Here is a 22,078-nt window from a genome sequence, read left to right as displayed (position 1 = left end):
TGCCTACTTCGGCTCCGTCGCGATCTGGATCAGGTTGCCGCAGGTGTCGTCGAAGACGGCGGTGGTGACGGGGCCCATGTCCAGGGGCTCCTGGGTGAAGCGGACGCCGAGGCCGCGCAGGCGTTCGTACTCCGCCGTCACGTCGTCGACGGCGAACTGGGCGAGCGGGATGCCGTCCTGGACGAGCGTGTCGCGGTAGGTCCTGGCGGCCGGGTGACCGGCGGGCTCCAGCAGGAGTTCGGTGCCGCCGGGCTCGTCGGGCGAGACGACGGTCAGCCACCTGTCCTTCTCCCCCACCGGAACGTCGTGCTTCTTCACGAAGCCGAGGACCTCGGTGTAGAAGTGCAGGGCCTTGGCCTGGTCGTCGACGAAGACGCTGGTCAGATGGATCTTCATGGGGTGCTCTCCTCCGGTGGGGACGCGTCGGGCACGGGCCATCGCTCGGCGATCTGCCGCAGCGGGGCGGTGTTCAGGTCGTGGAACTTGTAGCGACCCTCCCGCCTGGTCTCCACGAGCCCCGCGGCCTCCAGCACGGCGAGGTGCTGGGAGACCCCCTGGCGCGAGATGCCGAGCCGGTGCTTCACGCTCAGCCGTGAGCAGATCTCGAACAGTGTCTGTCCGGACCTCTCCGTCAGCTCGTCGAGGATGATGCGACGGGTGGAGTCGGCCAAGGCTTTGAAAAGGTCGTCGGCCACGACCCCATGATAGGCAAATGTTCACTTGCCTATCAAGCCGAGGCGCGCCGTGCTGGAGGGCAAGCCCGAGCCCTGCGCTCGCACTTTTTCCGGAGAAGAACCTGGAAAACGATGTTCTACGCTGTCCGTGACGAAGAGTAAGGATCACGCGCAATGAGACCGAGGACGCCTGTTCGATGAGCCCGAAACAACAACGCGGCGAGGCCACGGTCGAACAGGTGCTGAACGCAGCACTCAAGGTCTACGCCTCCTCCGGCGAAGCCGGCCTCACCGTCAGCGCGATCACCAAAGCCAGCGGGATCAGCTCCGGAAGCATCTACCACCACTTCGGCAGCCTCGACGGCGTGTTCTCCGCGCTCGCACTGCGCTCCGTGGGCCAGCTCCTGAACGCATTGGGAACAGCGCTCGTACAGGCGGCCGACGCCCGCTCCGGCATCCGGGCCGTCGTCCTGGCCTACCTGGATTTCGCGCAGACCCATCCGGACGAGGCCCGCCTCATACACTCCGTCGCCGCGGACCGGGAAGGCATGGCGCGCGCCGGAGAGCTCCGCGACTCCCAGGAGGCACGGCTGGCACCGATCACCCTCTGGATCCACGCGCACCAGGAATCCGGCGAACTCGCGAGCCTCTCCGCCCCCATGATCGAGTCCCTCGTCATGGGCCCGGTCGTCGCTGTCGTCCGCCGCTGGCTCACGGTGGGCGATGTCGATCTGGAGGAAGCCGCCGGGGCGCTGCCGGAACACATCTGGCGCTCGGTCAGCCACCGCTAGCCCGATCAAGCGAGCGGACGCTCAACCATACGGCGATCGTTGGCGGTCCTGTTGTGCAAGCGGACCTTACTGGTCCATGCGAACACACGACTGAGTTCAGCGAACGCCAAGGAGCACGGCATGACGTTACGGAAGACCGCACGGGTCGGCGTGGTGGGTCTCGCGGCGGCCGCGATGGCGGCCACCGCCTTCGCGGTGCCCGCCCAGGCATCGTCGGGCACCGCCCCCGCGAAGGCGGGGCACGAGGCGACCCAGCGTGCAATGGACGCGGAGGTGGAGGCGGGCATTCCCGGCATCACGGCCCAGGTACGCGACGCCCGCGGCGTCTGGAAGTCGACGTCGGGCGTCGGCAACCTCACGACCGGCACGCCGCGCGGCACGAACGACCGGTTCCGGATCGGCAGTATCACCAAGACGTTCGTGGCGACCGTCCTGCTCCAGATGGAGGCGGAGGGGAAGCTCGATCTCGACGACAAGGTGGAGCACCACCTCCCCGGGCTGGTACGGGGCAACGGCAACGACGGCCGCAAGATCACCGTGCGTCAGCTGCTCAACCACACCTCCGGCCTCTTCGACTACCTGGCCGACGAGGAGTACCTCGATACGTACATGCGGGGCGAGGGCTTCCTCACGCACCGCTACGACACCCTGCCCCCCGAGAAGCATGTGAAGGTGGCCCTCTCCCACGCGCCGCTGTTCGAGCCCGGCGACCGGTTCTCGTACTCCAACACCAACTACATCCTCGCCGGGTTGATCATCGAGAAGGCGGGCGGGCGGACGTACGAGGCCGAGGTCCGCGACCGCATCATCAAGCCGCTGGGCCTGAGGGCCACCTCCCAACCCGGCAACAGCATCCGCATGCCCCGGCCCAGCAGCCGCAGCTACTCCAAGCTGTTCGCGTCGACACCCGACCGGATCGACGACGTGACCGAGATGAACGGGTCGCAGGGCTGGGCCGACGGCGACATCATCTCTACCACCGGCGACCTGAACCGGTTCTACAACGCCCTGCTGAACGGCGAGTTGCTCACGCCGAAGCAGCTCAAGGCCATGAAGACCACCGTTTCGACCGCCGAACGCCCCGACATGTCCTACGGACTCGGCATCACACGGTTCCGGACGAGCTGCGGCACGACGCTCTGGGGCCACGGCGGAGGCATGCTCGGGTCGACCTCGCTGGCCGTCACCACCGAGGACGGACGCCACCAGCTCGCCTACAACCGCAACGGGGACTGGAGCACGGGATCCCCGCAGAACATCATGGAGGCCGAGTACTGCCCCACACCGGCCCCCGGTAGCTGAGCCGCGGCCGGCCGCCCGCGTCTACGGGGCCTGCGTCGGGGTGAACCGCGTCAGGATCAGCAGGGTGTCGACGAGGTCCTCGGCGGGGGCTCCGGTGGCCAGGCGGCGCAGCTGCTGGCCGAAGACCAGGGCGACGGCCACGCCGGCCAGGCGTTCGGGGTCCGGCACGCCGAGGTGGGTCAGGATCCGGGTGGCCAGCAGGTCGTAGGCGGAGAAGCACTCGGCCGCGGCGGCGCGCAGCCGTTCGTCGCGGCCGGCCTGGACGTACAGCTCGAAGGGCGCGATGTGGCGGCTGTCGAAGGCGTTGCCGCCCGCGACCTGGGCCACCACCTCGGCCGCCTGCCCGATGTCGAAGCGCTCGTCGGAGCATGCGTCGGCGAGGGCCGTGAAGTGCCGGGTCTCCTCGGCCACGAAATGCAGCAGGCTCTCGCGCAGCAGCTCGTGCTGGGTGGCGAAGTGGTACGTGACGGAGCCGAGGGAGACGCCGGCCTCCTTGGCGATCCGCCGGTTGGTGACGGCGGCGATGCCGTCCTGCCCGATGATCCGCAGTACGGCGTCGATGATGCTCTGGCGGGTGTCGGAAGCATGGGGCACGTCGACATTCTGCCCCATGCGGCGGCGCGACGGCCCGTGCGGGGATGGGGAGTTGGCGACGTCCGAGGTGTGGACAGGCGACAGAGGGATCCCTACTGTTCGTTCGAACGAACAATAGATGGTCGCCGTACGGGAGTCGTCGTGGACATATCGGGATCGAACGTTCTGCTCACCGGGGCCACCGGAGGCATCGGCGCCGCCCTGGCCGCGCGCCTGACCGCGCAGGGGGCCCGGCTCACGGTCACCGGGCGGCGGGAGGAAGCGCTCAAGGCCACCGCCGACGCCTGCGGAGCACGCACCGTGGTCGCCGATCTGGCCGTCCGGTCCGATGTCGTCCGCCTCGCCGAGACCTGCGCCGAGGCGGACGTCCTAGTCGCGAACGCCGCCCTGCCCGCCAGCGGCGACCTGCTGGACTACACCGAGGAGCAGCTCGACCGCGCCCTGGACGTCAACCTGCGCGCGCCCGTGCTGCTGTCCCGGCTGCTCGCGGCGCACATGGTGGCCCGCGGGCGCGGCCACATCGTGCTGGTCGGCTCCCTTTCCGGCAAGGCGGCGACCAAGTCGACCTCCCTGTACAACGCGACGAAGTTCGGGCTGCGCGGATTCGCCCTCGCCCTGCGCCAGGAACTCAGGAGTACGGGGGTGGGGGTGTCCCTGGTCCAGCCCGGATTCGTCCGCGAAGCCGGGATGTTCGCGGCCACCGGTGCCGCCACGCCGAACGGCATCAGGACCGTCACGCCCGGCCAGGTCGCCGACGGCGTCGTACGAGCCGTCCGCCGCGACCGGTGCGAGGTCAACGTGGCCCCGCTGGAGCTGCGGCTGCTGAGCGCCATCGCCGGGCAGTTCCCCGGGTTCGCCGAGCGGATCCAGGCGCGGGCGGACGTGGACGGCTCCGTGCGACAGATCGTCGAGGCCCAGCGCTCGCACCGTTAGGCGCCGGCGGTCCCGCGCCGCCGGGCGGGACCGCCGGTCGCCCCGTCTCCCCCACCGCCTTCGCGCGGATCCGTCCGAGCCCGCGCCCGCACGCCGTCGTACGTCCCTCCTGCACGTCCCTGCACGTCCCTGCACGGCCCCGCACGTCCTCGCACGGCCCGCACGTCCTCGCACCTGCACGCCTTCCATGCCGCCTCACGTGAAGGAGAGCACCGCTGTGCCGAGTGAACACCTCCCGAACGCCGTGCCCGGCCCCGCCCCGGGTGTCGAGCGCAGGTCCCTGCTCCGATTAGGGGCCCTGCTGGCCGCCGGCGGAGCCGCCGCGCTGGTTCCCGCGCCGATCGCGCACGCAGCGACGAGGGGCCAGGGGACCGACACGGTCACCACCACCTACCGGGGCCGCTCCCCGTACGGCAACGACCAGTGGGCGTACGTCCCCTTCGACGTCCCCGCCGGAGTGCAGCGGATCTCCGTCTCGACCTCCCACGACGCCGCCGCCGGCATCCTGGACCTCGGCATCTTCGGCCCGTCCGGCTTCCGCGGCTGGTCGGGCGGCGAACGGTCCGGGTTCACCCTCTCCGCGGCGGACGCGACTCCCGGCTACGTGGCTGGGCCCGTCGAGACCGGCAGCTGGTCCGTCATCCTGGGGCCGATGGTCGGCGCCGCCGGCGGCATGGCCTGGCAGGTGGACGTCACCCTGCACCTCGGGGCCCCGCTGCCCCGGGCCCCGTACGACATCCTGCCGGCGTCGGTGGCGGGTCGTGGGCCGGGCTGGTACCGGGGCGACCTGCACCTGCACAGCGTGCACTCCGACGGGAAGCGCACGGTGGACGAGATCGTCGCGGCCGCCCGCCAGGAGGGGCTGCACTTCATCGCCACCTCCGACCACAACACCAGTTCCACCGGGGTGGCGTGGCACGGCAACGTCCCGACCGACCTGCTGGTCATCAACGCCGAGGAGGTCACCACGCGCCACGGCCACTGGCTGGCCGTCGGCCTGCCCCAGGGCGAGTGGGTGGACTGGCGCTACGGACCCGCGGACCAGGGGGTGTTCGACAGCCACGCCCGGCGCGTGCACAGTCTGGGCGGACTGACGATCGCCGCCCATCCGCTCACTCCGGCAGCGGGATCCTTCTGGGAGTTCGGCCTCGACCGCGTGGACGCGCTGGAGGTGTGGAACGGGCCGTGGACCCTGGACGACGCGGCCAACATCGCCGCCTGGCACGTCATGCTCTGCCTCGGCAAGCGGGTCGCCGCCGTCGGCAACAGCGACGCCCACAGCCCCGCGGACGCCGTCGGCCGGCCCCACAACGTGGTGCGCGCCACCAGCCTGTCGACGCCCGCCGTGCTGGACGCACTGCGCCTGGGCCGGTCGTACGCCGTCGAATCCGCGGCCGTGACCGTGGACTTCACCGCCCGCGCCGGCGGGGCGGTCGCGGGACCCGGCGAGGAACTGCCCCTGTCGTTCTTCGACGCCGTCGACGTGACTTTGGACGTGACGGGGGCCCCGGACAGCATCGCCACGCTGTACACCGAGTGGGGCATCATGGCCGCCACCTGCATCGACGGCAGCGGCAAGGGACAACTGCGCTGGCGCGGCTGGGGCAAGGCCTCCCTGTTCGCCCGCGCCGAGGTGCGCCGTCCCAAGCCCGCCTCCACCACGCTGGACCAACTCGTCGCCCTCACCAACCCGGTGTGGTTCTACTCCGCGAAACTGCCCCCGTACGACGTCGAGCGGCGCACGCTCTTCCACACCGAGCGCCGCCCCGACGGATCGTGGAGCAGCATGCGCCCGCTGCCGGGTGCCGCCGCCGGCGCCGCCTCGTTCGCGGGGATCCAGAGCGCGGCGGCCGGTATGGCGGACGGCTCCGTGGTGGTGCTGGGCATCGCGCCCGACAACGGTCTGTGGCTGACCGCCGTACGGGGTGCGGCCACGCTCCAGCCGTGGCAGCGTGTCGCGGGACCGGACGGCTCCACCGGGTTCACCGTCCGGGAGGCGGACATCGCCGCCTTCCCCGACGGCACCTGCCAGATCGTGGTGACGGCCATGGACGGCACCGCCTTCCACCAGCAGCGCCGCGCCGACGGCGGGCTGCCCGGGTTCCGGGCCCTGCCCGGTGTCACCGCGAAGAGCCGCTGGGGTGCGACGAAGGTGTCGATCACCGCCATGCCCGACGGGTCGGCCCAGCTGCTCAGCTACGGAACGGACGGTGCCATGTACCACTGCGCGCGCGGGCGTGACGGTGTGTGGACGGCCTGGGGGCGCCTGGCCGGCTACAACGGCGCCCCGACGTTCTCCGGCCCGGCCCTGGCGATCACCGGCATGCCCGACGGTTCCTCCCAGGTCCTCGCGATCGGGCTCGACGGGATCGTGTACCACCAGCAGCGGCGGCCCGACGGCTCCTGGACCGGATTCCGGCCGCCGCGCGGCGTCACCACCGCCACCATGGGGGCCAGCGCCATCGGCATCGCGGGGACACCCGACGGCTCCGCCCAGGTCGTGGCGGTCGGGCTCGACGGCCGGATCTGGCACAACGCCAGGAAGGCGGACGGCTCCTGGACGCCGTTCGCGCAGATACCCGGCCCGAACGGGAGGGACTCCTTCCCCGCGGGGCAGGTCCGCATCACCGCCCTGCGCGACGGCAGCACGCACGTGACGGCCATCAGCGCCGGCTAGCGGGAGCCCCCATGAACCGCCCCGAGGCAGGCTCAGCGTTTCCCGCGGCTGGCTGCGCCCACGAGTTCCGCCAGGGCCGCCGCCAGAGCGACGAGGCCGGGTCCGGCGGGGCCGCCCGGCTCGGACATGTACACGTCCCGGCGGATCTCGACCATCAGCGCACTGACCCGGCTGTCCCTGCCGTAGTACTCCAGCGGTACGTACGTGCCGGCGAAGGGGCTGTCGATCCCCGTGCCGCCGAAGCCCGCGAACGCCTTCCCGGCCGCGGCGAGGAGGTCGGCCGGGGTGTGGAAGGGGTCCGTGCCCAGGCAGATCGGCGGCCGGGCGCCGTCGCCGTGCAGTTCGTAGGGGAGGGACTCCGTCGGGTACGAGTGCACGTCGATGACCACGGCTCGTCCGACGGCCGCCAACCGGTCGCCCACGGCCCGCGCCATTGCCTCCGCGTACGGGTGGAAGTAGCGGTCGATCAGCGGTCGGCCGTCGAAGCCCTCGGCGCGCAGGCGCTCCCGGTGGGTGGTGTGCGTGTACACCGCTCCCATGCCCACGGCCAGCATCTCCTCGCGCTCGTCCGGGAAGCGCTCCGGGTCGATGACGAGACGGGACAGCCGGTTGACGAACCGCCACGGCGTGACGGCAGAACCCGCCGCGGCCGCTGCGGCGATGTCCGACGTGTAGGCGTCGGTGATGTGGTCCAGTTCCTGCTCGAGCGCCCGGTCGTCCAGTGCGATGCCGCTGCGGACGGACTGCGGTATGACGCGTGAGGAGTGCGGCACGTGCAGGATCACCGGCGACGTGCCGGCGCCGGGAAGGAGGTGGAAGGACTCGGTCGAGTGGTTCATGTGTGCTTTTCCTTCGGAGGCGGCGCCCAGTCGGCATGGGGCCTCTGGCGTCAGTGGCGCGTGTCGGGGTCGTCGAAGCGGAGTACGGAGTCGACGTCCCGGCGCAGGGCGCGGGCGGTGGGCGGTGGGGCGTAGGAGAGGCGGAACAGGAGCAGTTCGGTCTCGTCCGGGCGCTGCGGGACGACGGCGGAAAGGCGTGTGCGCAGGGTGTGCAGGGTGGCGGTTTCCGCCGGGTCGAGTCCGGTGCCGTCGCCGTGCTCGACGCGGGCGAAGAGGTACAGCAGTACGGTGACGGGCTGGTATCCGAGGCCCAGGGACGTCGCGGTGAGCCAGAGCCGCTGCAGGGCCCTGCCTCCGTCGAAGTGCGCCTGGGAGCCGCTCCCGGGAACGGTGAGGCAGCCGATCGCCGAGGATGCCGCGACGCTGTTGCGTGCCCCGTCCTCGAAGGCCCGGCCGCCGCCCATCTGCCGGACGAAGGCGAGGTGGGGCCAGTGGCGGGCCAGGGACAGGCCCGCCAGGTCGGTGGCGTCCGCTTCGAGGGTGGCGATGTCGATGCCGTCCCGCGTCGTCCGTACCTCTTCGGGAGTCCAGCGCAGCTCGCTCATCATCTCCTGGTGCAGGCGCGGGGACAGCATGCGCAGCCGGTCTCCGGCGCCCAGGATGCGGCCCGTCTCCTCCAGCTCCGCACGGTCGGTGACCAGGTGCAGGCGGGCGCCGCTCTGGGCCGCGCAGCGCGTCAGGGCCTGCCGGTGGGACGCGTCCAGGGGGCGGGCGGGGCCGGGCCGGCGGTTGGTGGCACGCCGGTCGATCCAGTCGACGAGTTCGGGGCGGGGGGTGTGCGGGGCCCTGGAGAAGGTCAGTTCGCAGACGAGTCCGGGATCGGCCGGGTCGGGGAAGCGGCGGACGCGGCAGGCCCAGCCCGAGGCGCGGGCAGCGAGGTCGATGTTCTCGACGGCCGCCCCGATCGCCAGCCGGGTGGCGCTCGCCTGGAAGTCGAGCAGCGTCGGCGGCTGCGCGTCGTCGGTGCGGCACTGCAGCACCGTGCCGCGAGCGAGGAACTTCCAGGGCTGGACGTTCCCGCCTGAGGGGGCCTGGATTCCGTACGCCACGAGGCGGCGGATGCCCTCCTCGCCCAGGGCCTCACCCGGGCCGGGCAGGACGAGGGGGGCGGGGCGGGCTGCGGGCCGCGGCGCCGCGGTCGACCGTTCGGGCGTCGGGTGGGCCTGCGCGCCGTCTCGTACGAGCTCCGCCGGGTCGACGAAGAAGCGCCCCGAGGCGGTGAACTGCCCGAGCAGGACCCGGCGGGCGGTGTCGGTGAGCACGGCGGCGCCCAGGGCCACACCCGAGGCGAGCTGGGGCCACGAGGAGAGGGTGTGCCCGATCTCCATCAGCGAGGGGGCCATGCGTTCCGAGAGGTTCTCGGGGCCGAGGATCCGCAGGACGTGCGGCACCTTCTCGCGGACCGGCAGCCCCTTGAGGTCGGCGGCCGCCACTCCGTCGATGAGGCCGTGCAGCAGGGGCCGGTCCGGTTCGAGGTCGAAGCGCTCCACGTCCAGCATGCCGCGCTCGTTGGTCTCCATCAGCACGGCGATCCGGTGCGCGCGGGCACGTTCCCGCGCGAAGACCTTGATGTAGAGGTCGTCGCACTCCTCGATGAACAGATCGGCACGGCCGTCGCCGGTGAGGAAGGCGTCGACGTTGTCCTCGGTCAGGCCTTCGGGCCATATCGATATGTCGAGGTAGGGGTCCATCTCGTACATCTGCCGTGCGGCAATGACCACTTTGGGCAGGCCTATGTCGGTGACGGAGGCACGCAGGCGGTTCAGGTTCGAGAGGGAGAGCCGGTCGAAGTCCGCGATCCGGAAGCGGCTCCCGACGCCTTCCTGGGCGAGGGTGAACGCGCTGGCGGCGCCCACGGAGAGGCCGGCCACCGCGATCGTCCGGCCCGTGAGGTCTGCCTGTTCCGCTGCTGTGATCTTGTAGTGGTTGCGGGACTGGCGCAGCTCACGGTATTCGGCCTCGGGCAAGACGTGGGCAAGCCGGCCTGACCACGGGTACCAGACCCACGTCCCGTACTCCAGGGGCGGCTGCCCGCCGAGGTGCCCTTCCACCGCTGCTTCGAGTTCCGCGGCGGTCGGACGCCAGGCGGGGCGGCGGGCGGTGAGCAGCTCCGCCACCTGGTCGGGCAAGGTGTCCTGGACCGCTGTCGCCTCACCGCGGGTCAGTATCCCGGTCAGCTCCGACCGTTGCCCGGGGTCGCCCGCGGCGAACAGCAGCGGACGCCAGGGGCTCGCGCCGTCGGCCGTCCGGGCCAGGGAGTTGATCTGCGCTTCCAGACTCATCGTGCACCTTCGGCAGGTCGTGGTCGGTGTGGACAGGGGGGCGGGGCGCGGGCGGTGTCAGGGTTCCGGCGAGAGCAGCGAGGGCTCGAACAGCCGCAGGCCGAGCTGGTCGGCGCAGACGCGCAACACCTGCTCGGGTATGCGCTCGCGGGTGCTCCTCAGCCCTTCGCCCAGCGCATGCAGGGCTCGCGTCAGCCGCGCTTCGCGGTGGTGGAACGCCTCGATCCTGTCGAGGGAGAAGTACGAGGTGACGCCCGGCAAGGGGGCGTCGGCCAGGGGTTGTTCCCACCGCCACCGGTAGCCGCAGCGTTCGTACGTCCCTGTCAGCCGGGCCGAGCAGCTGCCGAGGAGCGCCGTGGCACCAAGGGTTTCGGCGGCGGCGATGCCGGCGACCACCAGCACGGTGACGAGGTGCCGTCCCTTCCAGTGCGGCGCCACCCACGCGCCGGCGAGTTCGGCCACGACCTCTCCGCGCGCCCGGGCCCGGGCGACGGCGGACGCGACGTCCGGACTGCGGAGGTGAATCTCGGAGGGCAGCTCCCCCCTGACGCCGTGGTGGATGCGCACACCGCCCACGAGCCGGCCGTCGTCGTCCACGGCTGCCACACAGCTCAGCGCATCGGCGCCGACGCGTGGGTCGCCCTTGCCGAACCTCACCATCACCTCGTGGCCGAGCCGGGCGTACGCCCTCTCCTGCTCGGCGAGAAAGTCCTGGTAGAGGGGGTCGTCGTACTGGATGTCGAACAGTCGCAGGTGCATGGTGGGGGCCTTGAGGGTCTAGGCGGACGGGCGCGCGGCAGCCCGGTGCGGGTTACGGGTGCGGGTACGGGTACCCGTACGGATACGCCCGCCCGGCTCGCGGCACGGCGTGGTGGAAACCGCCCGATGGGCATACGCGCGCAGCATTGCCCCGCCCCCTCCCCGTCCGCCGCGCGAAGGGCAGCGCGCGGCGCAAACCGACTGTACCGGCACAGCGTTGGCGAGGAGGGGGAGAGTGGGGACGCACCCACCACGGGCAGCAACCGCTGCCGCCGGCTGCGCCGGTCAAGCCACCGTCTTGCCGTGCTGTCGGCGCACCATCTCGGTGATCCAGACCGGCGCGAACGGAGACGTGCAGCCCGGGGAAGTCGGGTAGTCCCTGAGCACCTCCAGGCGCTCACCGATGGCGATGGCGCGGGCGCGGTGCTCGGCGTGCTCGATGCCGATCTGGGCCAGGCAGTGGTTCATCGCCCACTGCAGGCGATCCGGGGCGTTCTTCATCTCCGCCTCGATGACGTCGAGCAGTCCCGCGAGGTCGAGTTCCGCGGGCCTCTTCGCCACGCGTTCGGTGGTCAGCGCCCAGCCGGCACCCGCGACCACGGGATCCGGATCCGCGGACCAGGCCAGGCGCAGCTCTTCGGCGTGCGGGTTCTTCTTCACCACGTAGTTCACGAGCCAGTCGTGCACCTTGGGTGTGCGCGCCTCGCGCAACATGGCGTCCAACTCGTCACGCTCGAACGCCTTCGGGCGGCAGATCAGGAGCGACAGCAGTCGCGCGGCGGTGTCGCCCGTCCCCCAGAGCCCGCGCGCGAGTTCCTGCTGCGTCTTCAGCCGCTTCGCGAGCGCGCGCAGCTTGCCGAGGTTCACCCCGTGGTCGTCACCGTGCTTCTCGTTGACGGCGCGTGCCTTCGGGTCCTCGAGCTCGGCGAGCTCGGCCATCACCTCGGCGACCGTCGTCTCGGTCCGCGCCGTCTCGGCCACCGCAGCCTCCTGTCCGTCCCGTGCGAGGTTCAGCCTATGACGGCCGCCGGCGTCCTGTCGTACGGGCCGAGCCGGCACCCCACCGCGCCGGGCCGCTCATCCGGACCCGGACAGGTAGTGGCCGACGAGCGCGTCGAGGCCGGCTGCCAATTGCTCCTCCCCGCCGCGGACCGCCAGGGCTGGGCCCAGCGACCGGAGGAGGGGGAAGTCCTTCACCGGCAGCCGGTGCAGGCCGAGCCGGAAGGCCGGATCGGGTTCGTCGGGGTTGTCCACGACCTCGCGCAGCTCGATGACGATGTAACCCAGCACCCAGGAGATGAATGCCCGGTACATCTTCAGTGTGGTGTCCTCGTCCAGCCCTGCCGTGCCCAGGAGGGCGAGCAGACGTTCGTGGGCGCGCAGCACCGCCGGGGGCCTGCGGGCCAAGGGGACGGTGAAGGGCCGTACGGCCACCAGCGGAATGACGTGGGGGTGGGCGAGGGCCACCTCGTACATGGCCCGCGCGATTCCCAGGAGTGCCTCGCGCCAAGGGAGCCCGGCCTCGTCCCGCTGGACGGACACGGCGGACGCAGCGCTGTCCAGCGCCTGCTCCAGCTCGATGAACAGGTGCTCGACGAGGCCGTCCAGCAGATCGTCCTTGCTGGGCGTGTACCGGTAGAGGGCCATCGTCTCCACGCCGAGTTCCCCGGCCACCCGGCGCATGCTCAGGCCGTCGAGCCCTTCCTCGTCCACCACGCGGAGCGCTGCTTCAAGGACGCGCTGGCGGCTGAGCCGACTGTGGGCAGCCATGGCCGCACCTCCGGAATTCCGGCTCCGGCCCCGCCTTGACGACCGGCCTCGCACGGGTGGAGCCTGTATGCGTACAGCATAAACGGATGGCGTCCGTATACGCCCTACGCGCAGTTCTCCCACCGCGCTCTGTGATCGTCCGAAACAAGTGAGTGGTCGCCATGCGACACACGAGTACGTCCTTCTCCTCACGTCATTTTTCCTGTACCCGCCCCTGCTCGGCCCCGCTGGCCCCCGACGCACTGGCCCAGCTTTATGCCGAATACCTGGACCTGATGGAATCGGGTCGGCTGCCGGGTTACACCACCTTCGAGGACTACTACTACACCTGGCGCTCCACCCGGCGAGCCGAAAAGCTCGTCGGTCTCGACGACGGCGCCGTGCGGGTCGAGCCGAGTGCGGACCGGCAATTGATCACGAGGCCCGACAAGCGGCTCAAGGGTGTCGTCAACACGCTCGTGCTCCTCGTCGACTTCCCCGACAAGCCGCACGAGCCGAGCCACCGCCCGGGCCATTACGAGCAGTTGTTGTTCAGCACGAACTCTCTGCCGACCGGCAGCATGCGCGAGTTCTACCGCAAGATCAGCGGGTTCGACGCGTTCGGCGACAGAGGAATCGACATCCAGGGCGAGGTCCACGGCTGGTTGCGGCTGCCCCAACCGCATTCCTTCTACGCCGACGGCCAATCGGGGCAGGGCGGCTTCCCCCGGAATTCGCAGGGCATGGCCCGGGACGCGGTGAAGCTCGCCAAGGCCGAAGGCATCGACTTCAGGCCCTACGACGTGCTGGACGAGAACACGGTCACCGCGCTGTTCGTCGTGCACGCAGGGCCCGGAACCGAGAGGACCAAGAGCCGCCACGACATCTGGAGCCTCAAGTGGGGCATTCCAGGAGGCGTTGCCGTGGGCCCGGGCCTGACCGTCGAGACGTTCCTGACGGTGCCCGAGGACTGCGCGATGGGCTTGTGCGCCCATGAGTGGGGCCACTTGGCGGCGCGGTGGGCCGACTACTACGACACGGGTCAGCTGCAGGCGACCAAGTCCAACGGCCTGGGCAACTACTGCCTGATGGCCTCGGGCAATTGGGGAAACTTCGGCCTCACGCCGGTGTTGCCCAACGGCATGCTGCGCATGTTCCACGGCTGGGCCGCTCCGAAGCGCATCACCAAGACCGCCAAGGACGTCGTCCTGCGGCCGGCCGCGGAGGGCGGTGACATGCTCTTCATCCAGAACGCGGACACGATGGCGGAGGCGCAGTACATCCTCGTCGAGTACCGGCGCCGCCGAGGGCAGGACGCGTTCCTGCCGGACGCCGGCATCTCCGTCTACACGGTCGACGAAGACATTCGGAACGTGAACGAAGAGGACCGTCTTGCCATCGAGCTGCTACAGGCCGACGGCAGGCGCGATCTGGGCGCCATCTTCAGCCAGGGCAACCGGGGCGACTCGACCGACCTCTATCCCTCCCTGGGGAACAGGACCATCGGCAAATCGACGACTCCGGCACTCAACCTGCCGGACGGGAGATGGTCCGGCGTCACCATCGAGGTCCAGGGCGACCCGGACGACGACGAGATGGCCGTCGACATCCACATGGAGTGAGTGGGATAGACGGCCCGTCCCGCCGCCCGTCACGCACCAAGTGGACGTTCGTGGTCGGCCCGCCGCGGGACGTCGTCGAGGCGGCCGGTGACCACCAGGTTGCCTTCCGGGGTGCGCCGCGCGCGGTTGCCGGTGCGGACGTAGCCGTCGGGGGTGAAGGAACCCGCGTCGTGGTCGGGCGCCCGGTAGTAGCCCCGCGGGGTGTACGGACCGCGCGCGAGGAGTTCGCCGGGTTCTCCGTCGGGCACGTCCCTGCCGTCGGCGTCGACGATGCGGATCTCGTCGTCGGGCGAGAGCGGGCGGCCGTGCGTGGTGAGCACGGTCTCGTCCGGATCGCCGGGCCGGGTGAGCGTGAGCAGGCCCTCGGCCGTGCCGAAGACCTGCTGCGGGCGACAGCCCCATTCGGGGCCGATCCGTTCGGCGGTCGCCCGGTGCAGGGGCGCGCCGCCGATCTGCACGAGCCGCAGGCTGCTCACGTCGGCCTGGAGCGCGGGAAGTACGTCGAGCCAGGACTCGGCGAGGGCGGGCACCACCGACGTGATGGTGACACGCTCGCGTTCGATGGCCGCGAGGCACTCGGCGGGTCCCGGGTGCTCGACCAGGACGACGGTGCCGCCGACGGAGAGGGTGCCGACGATGCCGGGGCCGCCGAAGGAGAACGGGGACTCGGCGGGCAGCGCGGCGAGATACACGTCGTTCTCGGTGAGCGACACCAGCTCGGCGGCGGCCCGCGCCTGGTAGGCGTAGTCGTTGTGGGTGCGCGGAATCAGCTTGGGCGCGGAGGTGCTGCTGCCGGTGCCGGCGAGCAGGAGGAACGCCACCTGGTCGGCGCTCTGCGCGAGCGGCGGCTCGGGCGGGGCGTCGAGGTGGCCCAGCGGGCTGTACTGGCAGCCCGACGGGTCGGTCGTGAGTCCGCCGTACGGGGACGAGGTGCCCGGCGCATCAAGGGTGAACACCCGTCGCAGGAAGGGTCCTTGGGCCGCGATGTCCGCGACCATCGCCGTGTGGTCGAAGCCCTGGTACGTCGAGGGGCCGACGTATCCGACGGCCTGGGTGAACCGCACGAGGTGGGACACCTCGGACGCGCGGTGCGAGACCGGGCAGAACACCGGGACCAGGCCGGCGCGCATCAGCGCGAACACCGCGATGACGAACTCGGGGACGTTCGGCAGCTGGACGACGACCCGTTGCCCCGGCCGCAGGCCGCGCAGCCGGAACCCGGCGGCCATGCGGTCCACGCGCCGGTTCAGGGCCGCGTACGTGATACGGGTGCCGTCGTGCACGAGCGCGGTCCGGGGACCGTACTGCAGGGCCCAGCCGCGCAGCAGGTTGTCCAGCGTATTGCCACGCCAGTGGCCGGCCGCCCAATAGCGGTCGACGAACTCCTCCGGCCAGGGCGTGCAGCCGCCGAGCAGGGATGTCATGCGCTTCCTTCCGTGCCGGTTCGCGTACCGGCGGCCGGGCGGGTCGCGTTTCGCCGTCTCGCGCCCGGAGCAGGTGGCGAGTTCAGGCCCGGCCGGGTCTCTGGGGCCGCCGTCTTGATCTTGGCAATCCAATCCGCCGGCACCCCCGCAGGCAATGCGCTTTCCGAACCATGGACGCCGAATTCCCTCAGCAGAACGACCAATGCGCGTCGCTGACCAGGAGGATTGCGGGACAGCACGGTCGGCCAGAAAACAGTAGCCATGGACATAGTAGCCATGTACTCTATTTCGCATGAGCAAGGCTTCACCGGGTCCCACGCCCGGCTTCCTGGTATGGCGGCTCGCCAACAAGTGGCGCGTCGCGGTCGATCGCGCGGTGGCTCCGCTGGGCCTCACGCACGCGCAGTACTCACTGGTCGCGTCGCTGTACGGGATGCAGCGCGCCGGCGAGCGGCCCAGTCAGCGCCGGCTCGCCGACCACACCGGCCTGGAGGCGCTGTACGTCTCGAAGCTGGCGCGCGCCCTGGAGTCGGCCGGCCTGATCGAGCGCACCCGCGATCCCCGCGACCCGCGCGCCGTACAGCTCGCCCTCACCGAGCAGGGCCGGGCCGTCACGCGGCAGGCCGTCGGGGTGGTCCAGGAACTGCTCCAGCAGTTGCTGGAGCCGCTCGGCGGCCTCGACGCCGCGCGGACGCGCGCGTTCACCGACGAGCTGACGATCCTGCTCGGCGCACCTCTGTCTCCATCCGTACCGAACGACGAGAGCACTCAGGGGACAACACCATGACCACCACTGCTTCCACCGCACCCCTCGCCGACGCCCGCGCCCTCGGCCTGGCCCACTACGCGGCCCGCGGCGTCCTGGAGCACGTCCTGGCCCGGCACGGCATGACGTTCCCGCAGCAGATCGCCCTGCGTTCCGCCGTCACCGCCGACGCCCCGCAGACGCCGGAGGATCTCGTCTCCCAGGTGCGGGGCTCCCTCAAGGCCGATCCGGCCGACATCCGCGCCGCTCTGGACGAGTTGCTGACCCGGCAACTGATCGTCGCGGAAGGCGTGCACCTTCGCCCCACGGACGCAGGGCGCGAGCTGCTCGCCGCCGTAGGCGCGGAGACCGCCCCCGTCAGCGCCCGCATCTGGGGCGGGATGTCCGCCGAGGACCTGGCCGCCGCCGGGCGCGTCCTCACCCTGGTCGCCGAGCGCGCCAACGCGGAGCTTGCGGCGCTGGACTCCTGACCGGCGGACCGACGGACCGGCCGACGCCCGCGGAGCGCCGGCATCCCACCGGCGGGAAGGCGCCGGGTTGGCCTAGGATGCCGAGCGGACGGAGCCGTAGCGCAGAGGTCGACGCGCGCGGTCTCCAAAATCGCGAGGACTCCGGTTCGAATCCGGTCGGTTCCGTCCTCGAATCCGTCCTCGAACCGGAGGGATCGCGTGACGGCTACGCCTCGCGGGCGCTGCGGTTCGCGGCCGGGTCGAGGGAGTCGACGTCCTCCAAGAAGCTCAGCATCCGGGCGTTGACCAGGTCGGGATGGTCGATCTGCGGGCCGTGACCGGTCGCGGCGACGATCTCGGCACGGGCTCCGGGGATGAGGCGCGGTACGCGTTCCATCTGCCGCTTCGGGTGCACGAGCAGGCTGCGCTTGCCCATGATCAGGTAGAACGGCGTCCGGATGGAGCCCAGTTCCCCGTCCGACAGGGGCAGCGGGGCCGGGCGGCGGATCCGGAAGGCGCGCACGCTCGCCTGGATCATCGCGCGCAGCTCGGGAACGACGATCACCGGCTGTTCCAGCCAGGCCGCGAGGCGCGGGCGCAGCGCCTTGGGAGCGTACGTGGCGAAGAGGCTGGCGAAGATCCAGACGAAGAAGCGCAGGCCCACCTTCTCCAGGCCGCCGGGGTCGAGGGCGGTGACCGAGGCGAGCCGTCCGGGCCGGCGGTGGACCTGGTTGATGACCAGCCAGCCTCCGTAGGAAGAGCCGATGAGGTGGACCCGGTCGAGGCCGAGTGCGTCGAGCGCCTCGTCCATCCACTGGGCCGCGCGCTCGGGCTGCCACATGGGCTCGCGCTGGACGCTGCGGCCGGGGTCGCCCGGGGTGTCGAGCGCGTAGACGGGCCGGTCGGCGCTGAGCGCGCGGGTGTTGGGGTACCACTGGGCGGAGCAGCCGCCGGAGCCGTGGATCAGGACGACGGGCGTACGGGACTCGGCCGCCGGGTCCGCGGGTCCGTAGCGGTAGACGTGCGTGGTGCCGAAGCTGGTCTCGACGTCCGTCTCGGAGCGGGCGGGCGCGCCCTTCGCGTAGAGCGCGTCGCAAGCGGCGAAGTACCGGTCGCGCAGGGTGTCGTTGACGTAGCGGCCGATGTCGTGGCGGGCGCGGGTTCGGGTGGGGTTCTCGGGCACAGGGCACCTCCGGGAAGATCCGTTCTTCGTAATACGACCGTACCATTGAGATGGTACGGCGGTATCATGAAATAGTTCGGGTGGACCGGCCCGCGCACTCACCACCGATGGACGGAGACACGGCACATGCCGAAGCGTGTGGACCACGAGGAACGGCGGGCCCAGATCGCCGAGGCCCTCATCCGGGTGGCGGGCCGGCGCGGGCTGCACGCGGTCGGCATGCGCGACGTGGCGGCCGAGGCGGGCGTGTCACTCCGGCTCGTGCAGTACTACTTCCAGACCAAGGAGAACCTGCTCTTCTACGGCCTCCAGCACCTCACCGACCGCTTCACCGCCCGCGTCGGCGCCCGCCTCGCCGCCGCCGGCCCCGATCCGGGCCCGCGCGCGACCATCGAGGCCCTGCTGCTGGCCTCGCTCCCGACCGACGAGGAGAGCCGCACCTTCCACCTCCTCTACAGCTCCTACTCCATGCTGTCCGTGACCGACGAGGCACTGGCCGCCCAGCCCTTCATCGACAACCCCGACGCAGCCGAGAACGCCCTGACCAAACTGCTCCGGCAGGCGCAGGAAACGGGCCTGGCCGACCCCGGCGCCGACGCGCGCACGGAGGCGATCAGCCTGCTCGCCATGACAGCGACCATGGGCACCAGCATCCTCGTGGGCCAGCGCACGCCCGAGTCCGCCATCGACGTACTGCACTACCACCTGGACCGCGTCTTCACCTCAACCGAGCAGGCCGCCCAGCCCGGATGACAGGCCGGCCGCGGCCTTTGCCGAGCCCCGCGAGGGCGCCCGGCGGAGCATCCCGTCAGCCACGACGACCGCCCGGCCTCGGCGCAGGGCCGCACACCCGGGTCTCGAGCCGGTGCGCCGCGGTGGTCAGCTCGCGCAGGGTGCCGAAGGGCACCACCGCCGCCCGGGTGGGGACGCGGACGCCGCCGGTGAGGGCGATGCGCGTTCCCGTGCCGTCCGGCGTCGGGGCGGCCGCGACGCCCACGATCAGGAAGCGGCTCTGCAGCCAGCACCAGCCGGGTCGGCGGAAGCCCCGTAGCCGCGCCCGGAAGCCGTACGCGCTGCGGGCCGTCGCCTCGACGCGGTCGCCGTCGCCGTCGACGGCCCGCACGCGGATGCGGTGCAGATCGGGGAGGAAGTCCAGCTCCGCCATCGCCGGCCAGACCTCCTCGAAGGGTGCCGGGACCACGTGTTCGGCGACGCGGGCCCCGCGCACGCCGGCCGCCATGACGTGCAGCCGCCGTACGGGGTCGATCTCGGTCTCGGTCATGCGAACCACGCCTTCCTGAAGCTCGTACGGGCCCGGTGCAGCCGGGATTTGGCGGTGCCGACCGGCACACCGAGCAGGGCCGCGGCCGCCTCCTCGTCCAGGCCCTCCACGTCCCGCAGGACCAGCACCGCCCGGTGTTCGGGCGAGAGCCGCGCGAGGACGTCGCCGATGTCGGCCGCGAGCTGCGGATCCCCGGGCCCGGGTACGTCGACCGGCGCGGCCGGCCGGGCGCGCGCGGCCCGCTGGGCGGTCCGTACCGCCTCCCGGACGGCGATCGCCCGCACCCACCCGTACAGCGCCTGCGGATCCTTCAGCGACCGCAGGGACCGGAACACGGCGAGGAGGGTCTCCTGGGTGGCGTCCGGACCGTCGTCCAGTGCGATGGGGTGGCAGATCCGCGAGATGTACGGGGTGAGGTGGTCGAGGAGTTCGTGCAGCGCGAGGGTGTTTCCGGCGCGGGCCGCCCGGGCCAGCGCCACCCCCCGCTCCCATCCGTCACCGGTCGTCGGTTCGTTCACCTCAGGAACTCTTCCATGGCCGCGCTCACCCGGTCGGGGCAGTCCAGCATCAGCGCGTGACCGCAGCCCTCCAGTACGGATACCCGTGCGTCCGGGAGGAGTTGGCCGAACCGGGCGGCCTGCCGGGCGGGGAGCACGGAGTCCTGGCGGCCCCACAGGACGAGGACCGGCTGCCGGGTCGACGGCAGGGCGGCCTCCGTCTCCCGCCAGTCCAGGCCGCGCTCGAGCCGGTACACGGCGCGCCGGTTGGTGTCGCGCGTGCCCGGCGCCCAGGCGGCGTCGACGATCGCGTCCGTCACCCGGTCCCGGTTCACGAACAGGCCGCGCATGGAGGACTCGGCCGCGCCGCGGCCCGTACCGAGGCCGGTGAGCAGCTCGCCGACGACCGGCAGTTTGAGCGCCTCCCAGGACGCCGGGTCCGGCTCGTCCAGCCCGGACGGAGCGAGGAGGGCGAGCTTCGACACCCGCTCCGGGTGCCGCTGGGCGTAGGCCAGGGCCCAGCCGCCGCTCCACGAGTTCCCGGCGAGCGCGGTCCGCTGGATGCCGGCGGCGTCCAGGAAGCTGCCGATCGCCTTCGTCATGCCGTCCAGGTCCCAGGTCAGGTCCGGGTCGCGAAGCTCGGTGAAGCCCTGTCCGGGCAGATCCACGACGAACACCGTGTGCGTACGGGAGAGGGCGGCAGCCTGCTCGCGCCAGGCGAAGGTCCACGACGCGCCGGGAGAGAGCAGGACGAGCGGTGAGCCGGCGGAGCCCTGTTGCGTGTAGTGGAAGCGGGCCACCGGAGTCTGCACCCATCGCGAGTCCGCCGGGGCGGTGTAGCCGTGCCGCTCGGCCGGCTGGTACCCGTACGCCGTACCCGCGAGCAGGGCCACGACGGCGAGCGGCAGTGCGAGGAGCCTGCGCGGCAGCGGTTCGAGCAGACCCGTCGCCGCGGCCCAGCCGAAGCCGAGGCACAGCGGTGTCCACAGCAGCAGGTTCAACCAGGAGAAGGCCGGTCCGGCGGCCCCGTCACCGGCGCCGAACACCCACAACAGGCCCAGCAGCCCACGCGCCAGCAAACCGGCGGTGACCGTCCACGCCGCGGCGGCGCCGAACCACCCGCCCCGCCCGTTCCCCCGCGCGAAGAGCACGGCGGAGGTCGTGAGGCCGAGCAGCGCGAGCGGCAGCACGACGCGCGGCGCGAAGGACACCTCGCCGCCGATCACGGCGAGGGACAGCGCCCGCTCGTCGGGGGCGGGCCAGGTCAGACCGGTGGCCCAGTACAGGTGCACGAGACCGTCGACGGCGAACAGGGCGGCGAGCGCCCTGCCGGCCCGGCGGCGGCGGACAGGATCGACCACGGTGACTCCCAGGGTGTGGGTCGGAGAACCAACACCCGAAGGAGGAGGCGCACCGGGAGAACGTTCCCTGTGCGCCCCGTCACACCGCCTGATAGGCGGCGAAGGTGCAGGAGAACAGCACGCCGAGGTACTCCCGTACGCGCTCCGCATGCCCGTCGGCTCCGGACTCCGGTGTCGGGAATGGGAGACTGGCCGGCCGTGCAGAGAAACAGAGAGGACGGACACCATCGTGCGACGGCGACCGCGGCACTCAGCCCTGGCGTCCCTGGTCATGGCGGCACTGATCACGGCGACGGCGACGGCCTGCGCCCATCCGCTGCAGGACCTCGGCCCACTGCCCCCGCGCTTCTCCGGGCCCCCGCTGCCCGCGGACGCGGTCGTGTCGGAGATGACCTCGGCACTGGCCGCGGAGGGCATCACGGTGGAGAGGGAGCCCTCGAACGTGCGGGGCAAGTGTGTCGAACGGCTCTCGGGACGGCATGCGCCGGAGACGGTGGACGCCGCCCTGAAGGCCGCCTTCGCGCGGGCCCGTTCCGAGCACGGCTGGCAGGCCGGTCCCGATATGGGCAGCGAGACGCTGACCCTCAACAAGGGCAACTGGACGGTCACAGCCGGCTTCCCGGGCGAGCCGGCACAGGGGCTTGCGGCGCCGGTCGTCATATCGCTGCTGTGCCTGGACGGCGGTACCTCATCCACCCCCACGGCTCCTGCCGCACCGGCGTCGTCCTGAGATGAAGCCGGGCGTGACCTCCCGTCCGATCGGTCGTTGAACGGGGCGGTCAGCGAAGTGACAGCACGAGGTCCCGGGACCCGCGTCCCGGGGCCTCGTGCTGT

Annotated in this window: 22 protein-coding genes and 1 tRNA gene; 10 read left to right on the top strand and 13 right to left on the bottom strand. The window is 71.6% G+C overall.

Annotated features, from left to right (window positions below):
* Positions 1-3 precede the first annotated feature (3 nt).
* A complete protein-coding gene (locus tag ACIPUC_RS12620) occupies positions 4-396 on the bottom strand; it encodes a VOC family protein (protein WP_446589122.1) in 393 nt (130 codons plus the stop codon).
* Positions 393-695, bottom strand: a complete 303-nt coding sequence (locus ACIPUC_RS12615) for an ArsR/SmtB family transcription factor (protein WP_446589121.1) — start codon at positions 693-695, stop codon at positions 393-395. Before ACIPUC_RS12615 ends, ACIPUC_RS12620 begins: the two co-directional genes overlap by 4 nt.
* A gap of 176 nt (positions 696-871) precedes the next feature.
* On the opposite strand from ACIPUC_RS12615, the gene ACIPUC_RS12610 reads away from it, so the two are divergent.
* Together ACIPUC_RS12610 and ACIPUC_RS12605 are read left to right on the top strand one after the other, a co-directional pair.
* Positions 872-1,465: a TetR/AcrR family transcriptional regulator gene (locus ACIPUC_RS12610; RefSeq protein WP_446589120.1), complete on the top strand. Its 594-nt coding sequence runs from the start codon at positions 872-874 to the stop codon at positions 1,463-1,465.
* Positions 1,466-1,585: 120 nt separating this feature from the next.
* On the top strand, positions 1,586-2,767 hold the full coding sequence (locus ACIPUC_RS12605; protein ID WP_446589119.1) for a serine hydrolase domain-containing protein: 1,182 nt from the start codon (positions 1,586-1,588) through the stop codon (positions 2,765-2,767).
* Positions 2,768-2,788: 21 nt separating this feature from the next.
* On the opposite strand, the gene ACIPUC_RS12600 is transcribed toward ACIPUC_RS12605, so the two are convergent.
* Positions 2,789-3,361, bottom strand: coding sequence for a TetR/AcrR family transcriptional regulator (locus tag ACIPUC_RS12600; protein WP_446589118.1), 573 nt, complete (start codon positions 3,359-3,361; stop codon positions 2,789-2,791).
* Positions 3,362-3,502: 141 nt separating this feature from the next.
* Here ACIPUC_RS12600 and ACIPUC_RS12595 point away from each other — a divergent pair, with 141 nt between their 5' ends.
* Together ACIPUC_RS12595 and ACIPUC_RS12590 are read left to right on the top strand one after the other, a co-directional pair.
* The gene (locus ACIPUC_RS12595; RefSeq protein WP_446589117.1) at positions 3,503-4,294 is read left to right on the top strand and encodes an SDR family NAD(P)-dependent oxidoreductase; all 792 of its coding nucleotides are present in this window, start codon (positions 3,503-3,505) and stop codon (positions 4,292-4,294) included.
* Between the two features lie 217 nt (positions 4,295-4,511).
* Positions 4,512-6,971, top strand: coding sequence for a CehA/McbA family metallohydrolase (locus ACIPUC_RS12590; RefSeq protein ID WP_446589116.1), 2,460 nt, complete (start codon positions 4,512-4,514; stop codon positions 6,969-6,971).
* A 32-nt stretch (positions 6,972-7,003) separates the two neighbouring features.
* Here ACIPUC_RS12590 and ACIPUC_RS12585 read toward each other — a convergent pair whose 3' ends face one another.
* The 5 genes from ACIPUC_RS12585 to ACIPUC_RS12565 all read right to left on the bottom strand — a co-directional run bounded on the left by ACIPUC_RS12585 (position 7,004) and on the right by ACIPUC_RS12565 (position 12,681).
* Complete coding sequence (locus tag ACIPUC_RS12585; protein ID WP_446589115.1) at positions 7,004-7,810, bottom strand: N-formylglutamate amidohydrolase; 807 nt, start codon at positions 7,808-7,810, stop codon at positions 7,004-7,006.
* 50 nt (positions 7,811-7,860) lie between these two features.
* Positions 7,861-10,152, bottom strand: coding sequence for an Rv1355c family protein (locus ACIPUC_RS12580; RefSeq protein WP_446589114.1), 2,292 nt, complete (start codon positions 10,150-10,152; stop codon positions 7,861-7,863).
* A 57-nt stretch (positions 10,153-10,209) separates the two neighbouring features.
* A complete protein-coding gene (locus ACIPUC_RS12575; RefSeq protein ID WP_446589113.1) occupies positions 10,210-10,911 on the bottom strand; it encodes a GNAT family N-acetyltransferase in 702 nt (233 codons plus the stop codon).
* Between the two features lie 285 nt (positions 10,912-11,196).
* Entirely contained in the window at positions 11,197-11,850 is a 654-nt protein-coding gene (locus tag ACIPUC_RS12570) for a DNA alkylation repair protein (RefSeq protein WP_446589708.1), read from the bottom strand.
* A 138-nt stretch (positions 11,851-11,988) separates the two neighbouring features.
* A complete protein-coding gene (locus ACIPUC_RS12565; protein ID WP_446589112.1) occupies positions 11,989-12,681 on the bottom strand; it encodes a TetR/AcrR family transcriptional regulator in 693 nt (230 codons plus the stop codon).
* A gap of 161 nt (positions 12,682-12,842) precedes the next feature.
* Between ACIPUC_RS12565 and ACIPUC_RS12560 the strand changes: the two genes are divergently transcribed.
* A complete protein-coding gene (locus ACIPUC_RS12560; protein WP_446589111.1) occupies positions 12,843-14,282 on the top strand; it encodes a M6 family metalloprotease domain-containing protein in 1,440 nt (479 codons plus the stop codon).
* A gap of 29 nt (positions 14,283-14,311) precedes the next feature.
* Here the strand turns inward: ACIPUC_RS12560 and ACIPUC_RS12555 are convergent, their stop codons facing one another.
* Positions 14,312-15,706 carry a (2,3-dihydroxybenzoyl)adenylate synthase gene (locus ACIPUC_RS12555; RefSeq protein ID WP_446589110.1) on the bottom strand — a complete coding sequence of 465 codons (1,395 nt, stop codon included), beginning with the start codon at positions 15,704-15,706 and terminating at the stop codon, positions 14,312-14,314.
* 292 nt (positions 15,707-15,998) lie between these two features.
* Here ACIPUC_RS12555 and ACIPUC_RS12550 point away from each other — a divergent pair, with 292 nt between their 5' ends.
* The 3 genes from ACIPUC_RS12550 (at position 15,999) to ACIPUC_RS12540 (ending at position 17,107) form a co-directional block, all read left to right on the top strand.
* Complete coding sequence (locus ACIPUC_RS12550) at positions 15,999-16,493, top strand: MarR family winged helix-turn-helix transcriptional regulator (RefSeq protein WP_446589109.1); 495 nt, start codon at positions 15,999-16,001, stop codon at positions 16,491-16,493.
* On the top strand, positions 16,490-16,942 hold the full coding sequence (locus ACIPUC_RS12545; protein WP_446589108.1) for a MarR family transcriptional regulator: 453 nt from the start codon (positions 16,490-16,492) through the stop codon (positions 16,940-16,942). Before ACIPUC_RS12550 ends, ACIPUC_RS12545 begins: the two co-directional genes overlap by 4 nt.
* A 90-nt stretch (positions 16,943-17,032) precedes the next feature.
* Positions 17,033-17,107 (top strand) — tRNA-Trp (locus ACIPUC_RS12540).
* 40 nt (positions 17,108-17,147) lie between these two features.
* Here the strand turns inward: ACIPUC_RS12540 and ACIPUC_RS12535 are convergent.
* Positions 17,148-18,104 (bottom strand): alpha/beta fold hydrolase, encoded by a 957-nt coding sequence (locus ACIPUC_RS12535; RefSeq protein WP_446589107.1) that lies wholly within the window; start codon positions 18,102-18,104, stop codon positions 17,148-17,150.
* Positions 18,105-18,230: 126 nt separating this feature from the next.
* Between ACIPUC_RS12535 and ACIPUC_RS12530 the strand changes: the two genes are divergently transcribed.
* Positions 18,231-18,857 (top strand): TetR/AcrR family transcriptional regulator, encoded by a 627-nt coding sequence (locus ACIPUC_RS12530; RefSeq protein ID WP_446589106.1) that lies wholly within the window; start codon positions 18,231-18,233, stop codon positions 18,855-18,857.
* A gap of 55 nt (positions 18,858-18,912) precedes the next feature.
* Here the strand turns inward: ACIPUC_RS12530 and ACIPUC_RS12525 are convergent, their stop codons facing one another.
* The 3 genes from ACIPUC_RS12525 to ACIPUC_RS12515 are packed head-to-tail and all read right to left on the bottom strand — an operon-like array spanning position 18,913 to position 21,244.
* Entirely contained in the window at positions 18,913-19,386 is a 474-nt protein-coding gene (locus tag ACIPUC_RS12525; RefSeq protein ID WP_446589105.1) for a hypothetical protein, read from the bottom strand.
* On the bottom strand, positions 19,383-19,904 hold the full coding sequence (locus tag ACIPUC_RS12520; RefSeq protein ID WP_446589104.1) for an RNA polymerase sigma factor: 522 nt from the start codon (positions 19,902-19,904) through the stop codon (positions 19,383-19,385). The genes ACIPUC_RS12525 and ACIPUC_RS12520 overlap by 4 nt, the downstream gene beginning before the upstream one ends.
* On the bottom strand, positions 19,901-21,244 hold the full coding sequence (locus ACIPUC_RS12515) for an alpha/beta fold hydrolase (RefSeq protein WP_446589103.1): 1,344 nt from the start codon (positions 21,242-21,244) through the stop codon (positions 19,901-19,903). Before ACIPUC_RS12515 ends, ACIPUC_RS12520 begins: the two co-directional genes overlap by 4 nt.
* A 229-nt stretch (positions 21,245-21,473) precedes the next feature.
* Here ACIPUC_RS12515 and ACIPUC_RS12510 point away from each other — a divergent pair, with 229 nt between their 5' ends.
* On the top strand, positions 21,474-21,974 hold the full coding sequence (locus ACIPUC_RS12510; protein ID WP_446589102.1) for a hypothetical protein: 501 nt from the start codon (positions 21,474-21,476) through the stop codon (positions 21,972-21,974).
* Positions 21,975-22,078 lie beyond the last annotated feature (104 nt).

It is taken from the genome of Streptomyces sp. LARHCF249 (genome assembly GCF_052871255.1).
The sequence above is the reverse complement of the archived record's forward strand: the minus strand, read 5'-3'. Positions and strand labels throughout refer to the sequence as shown.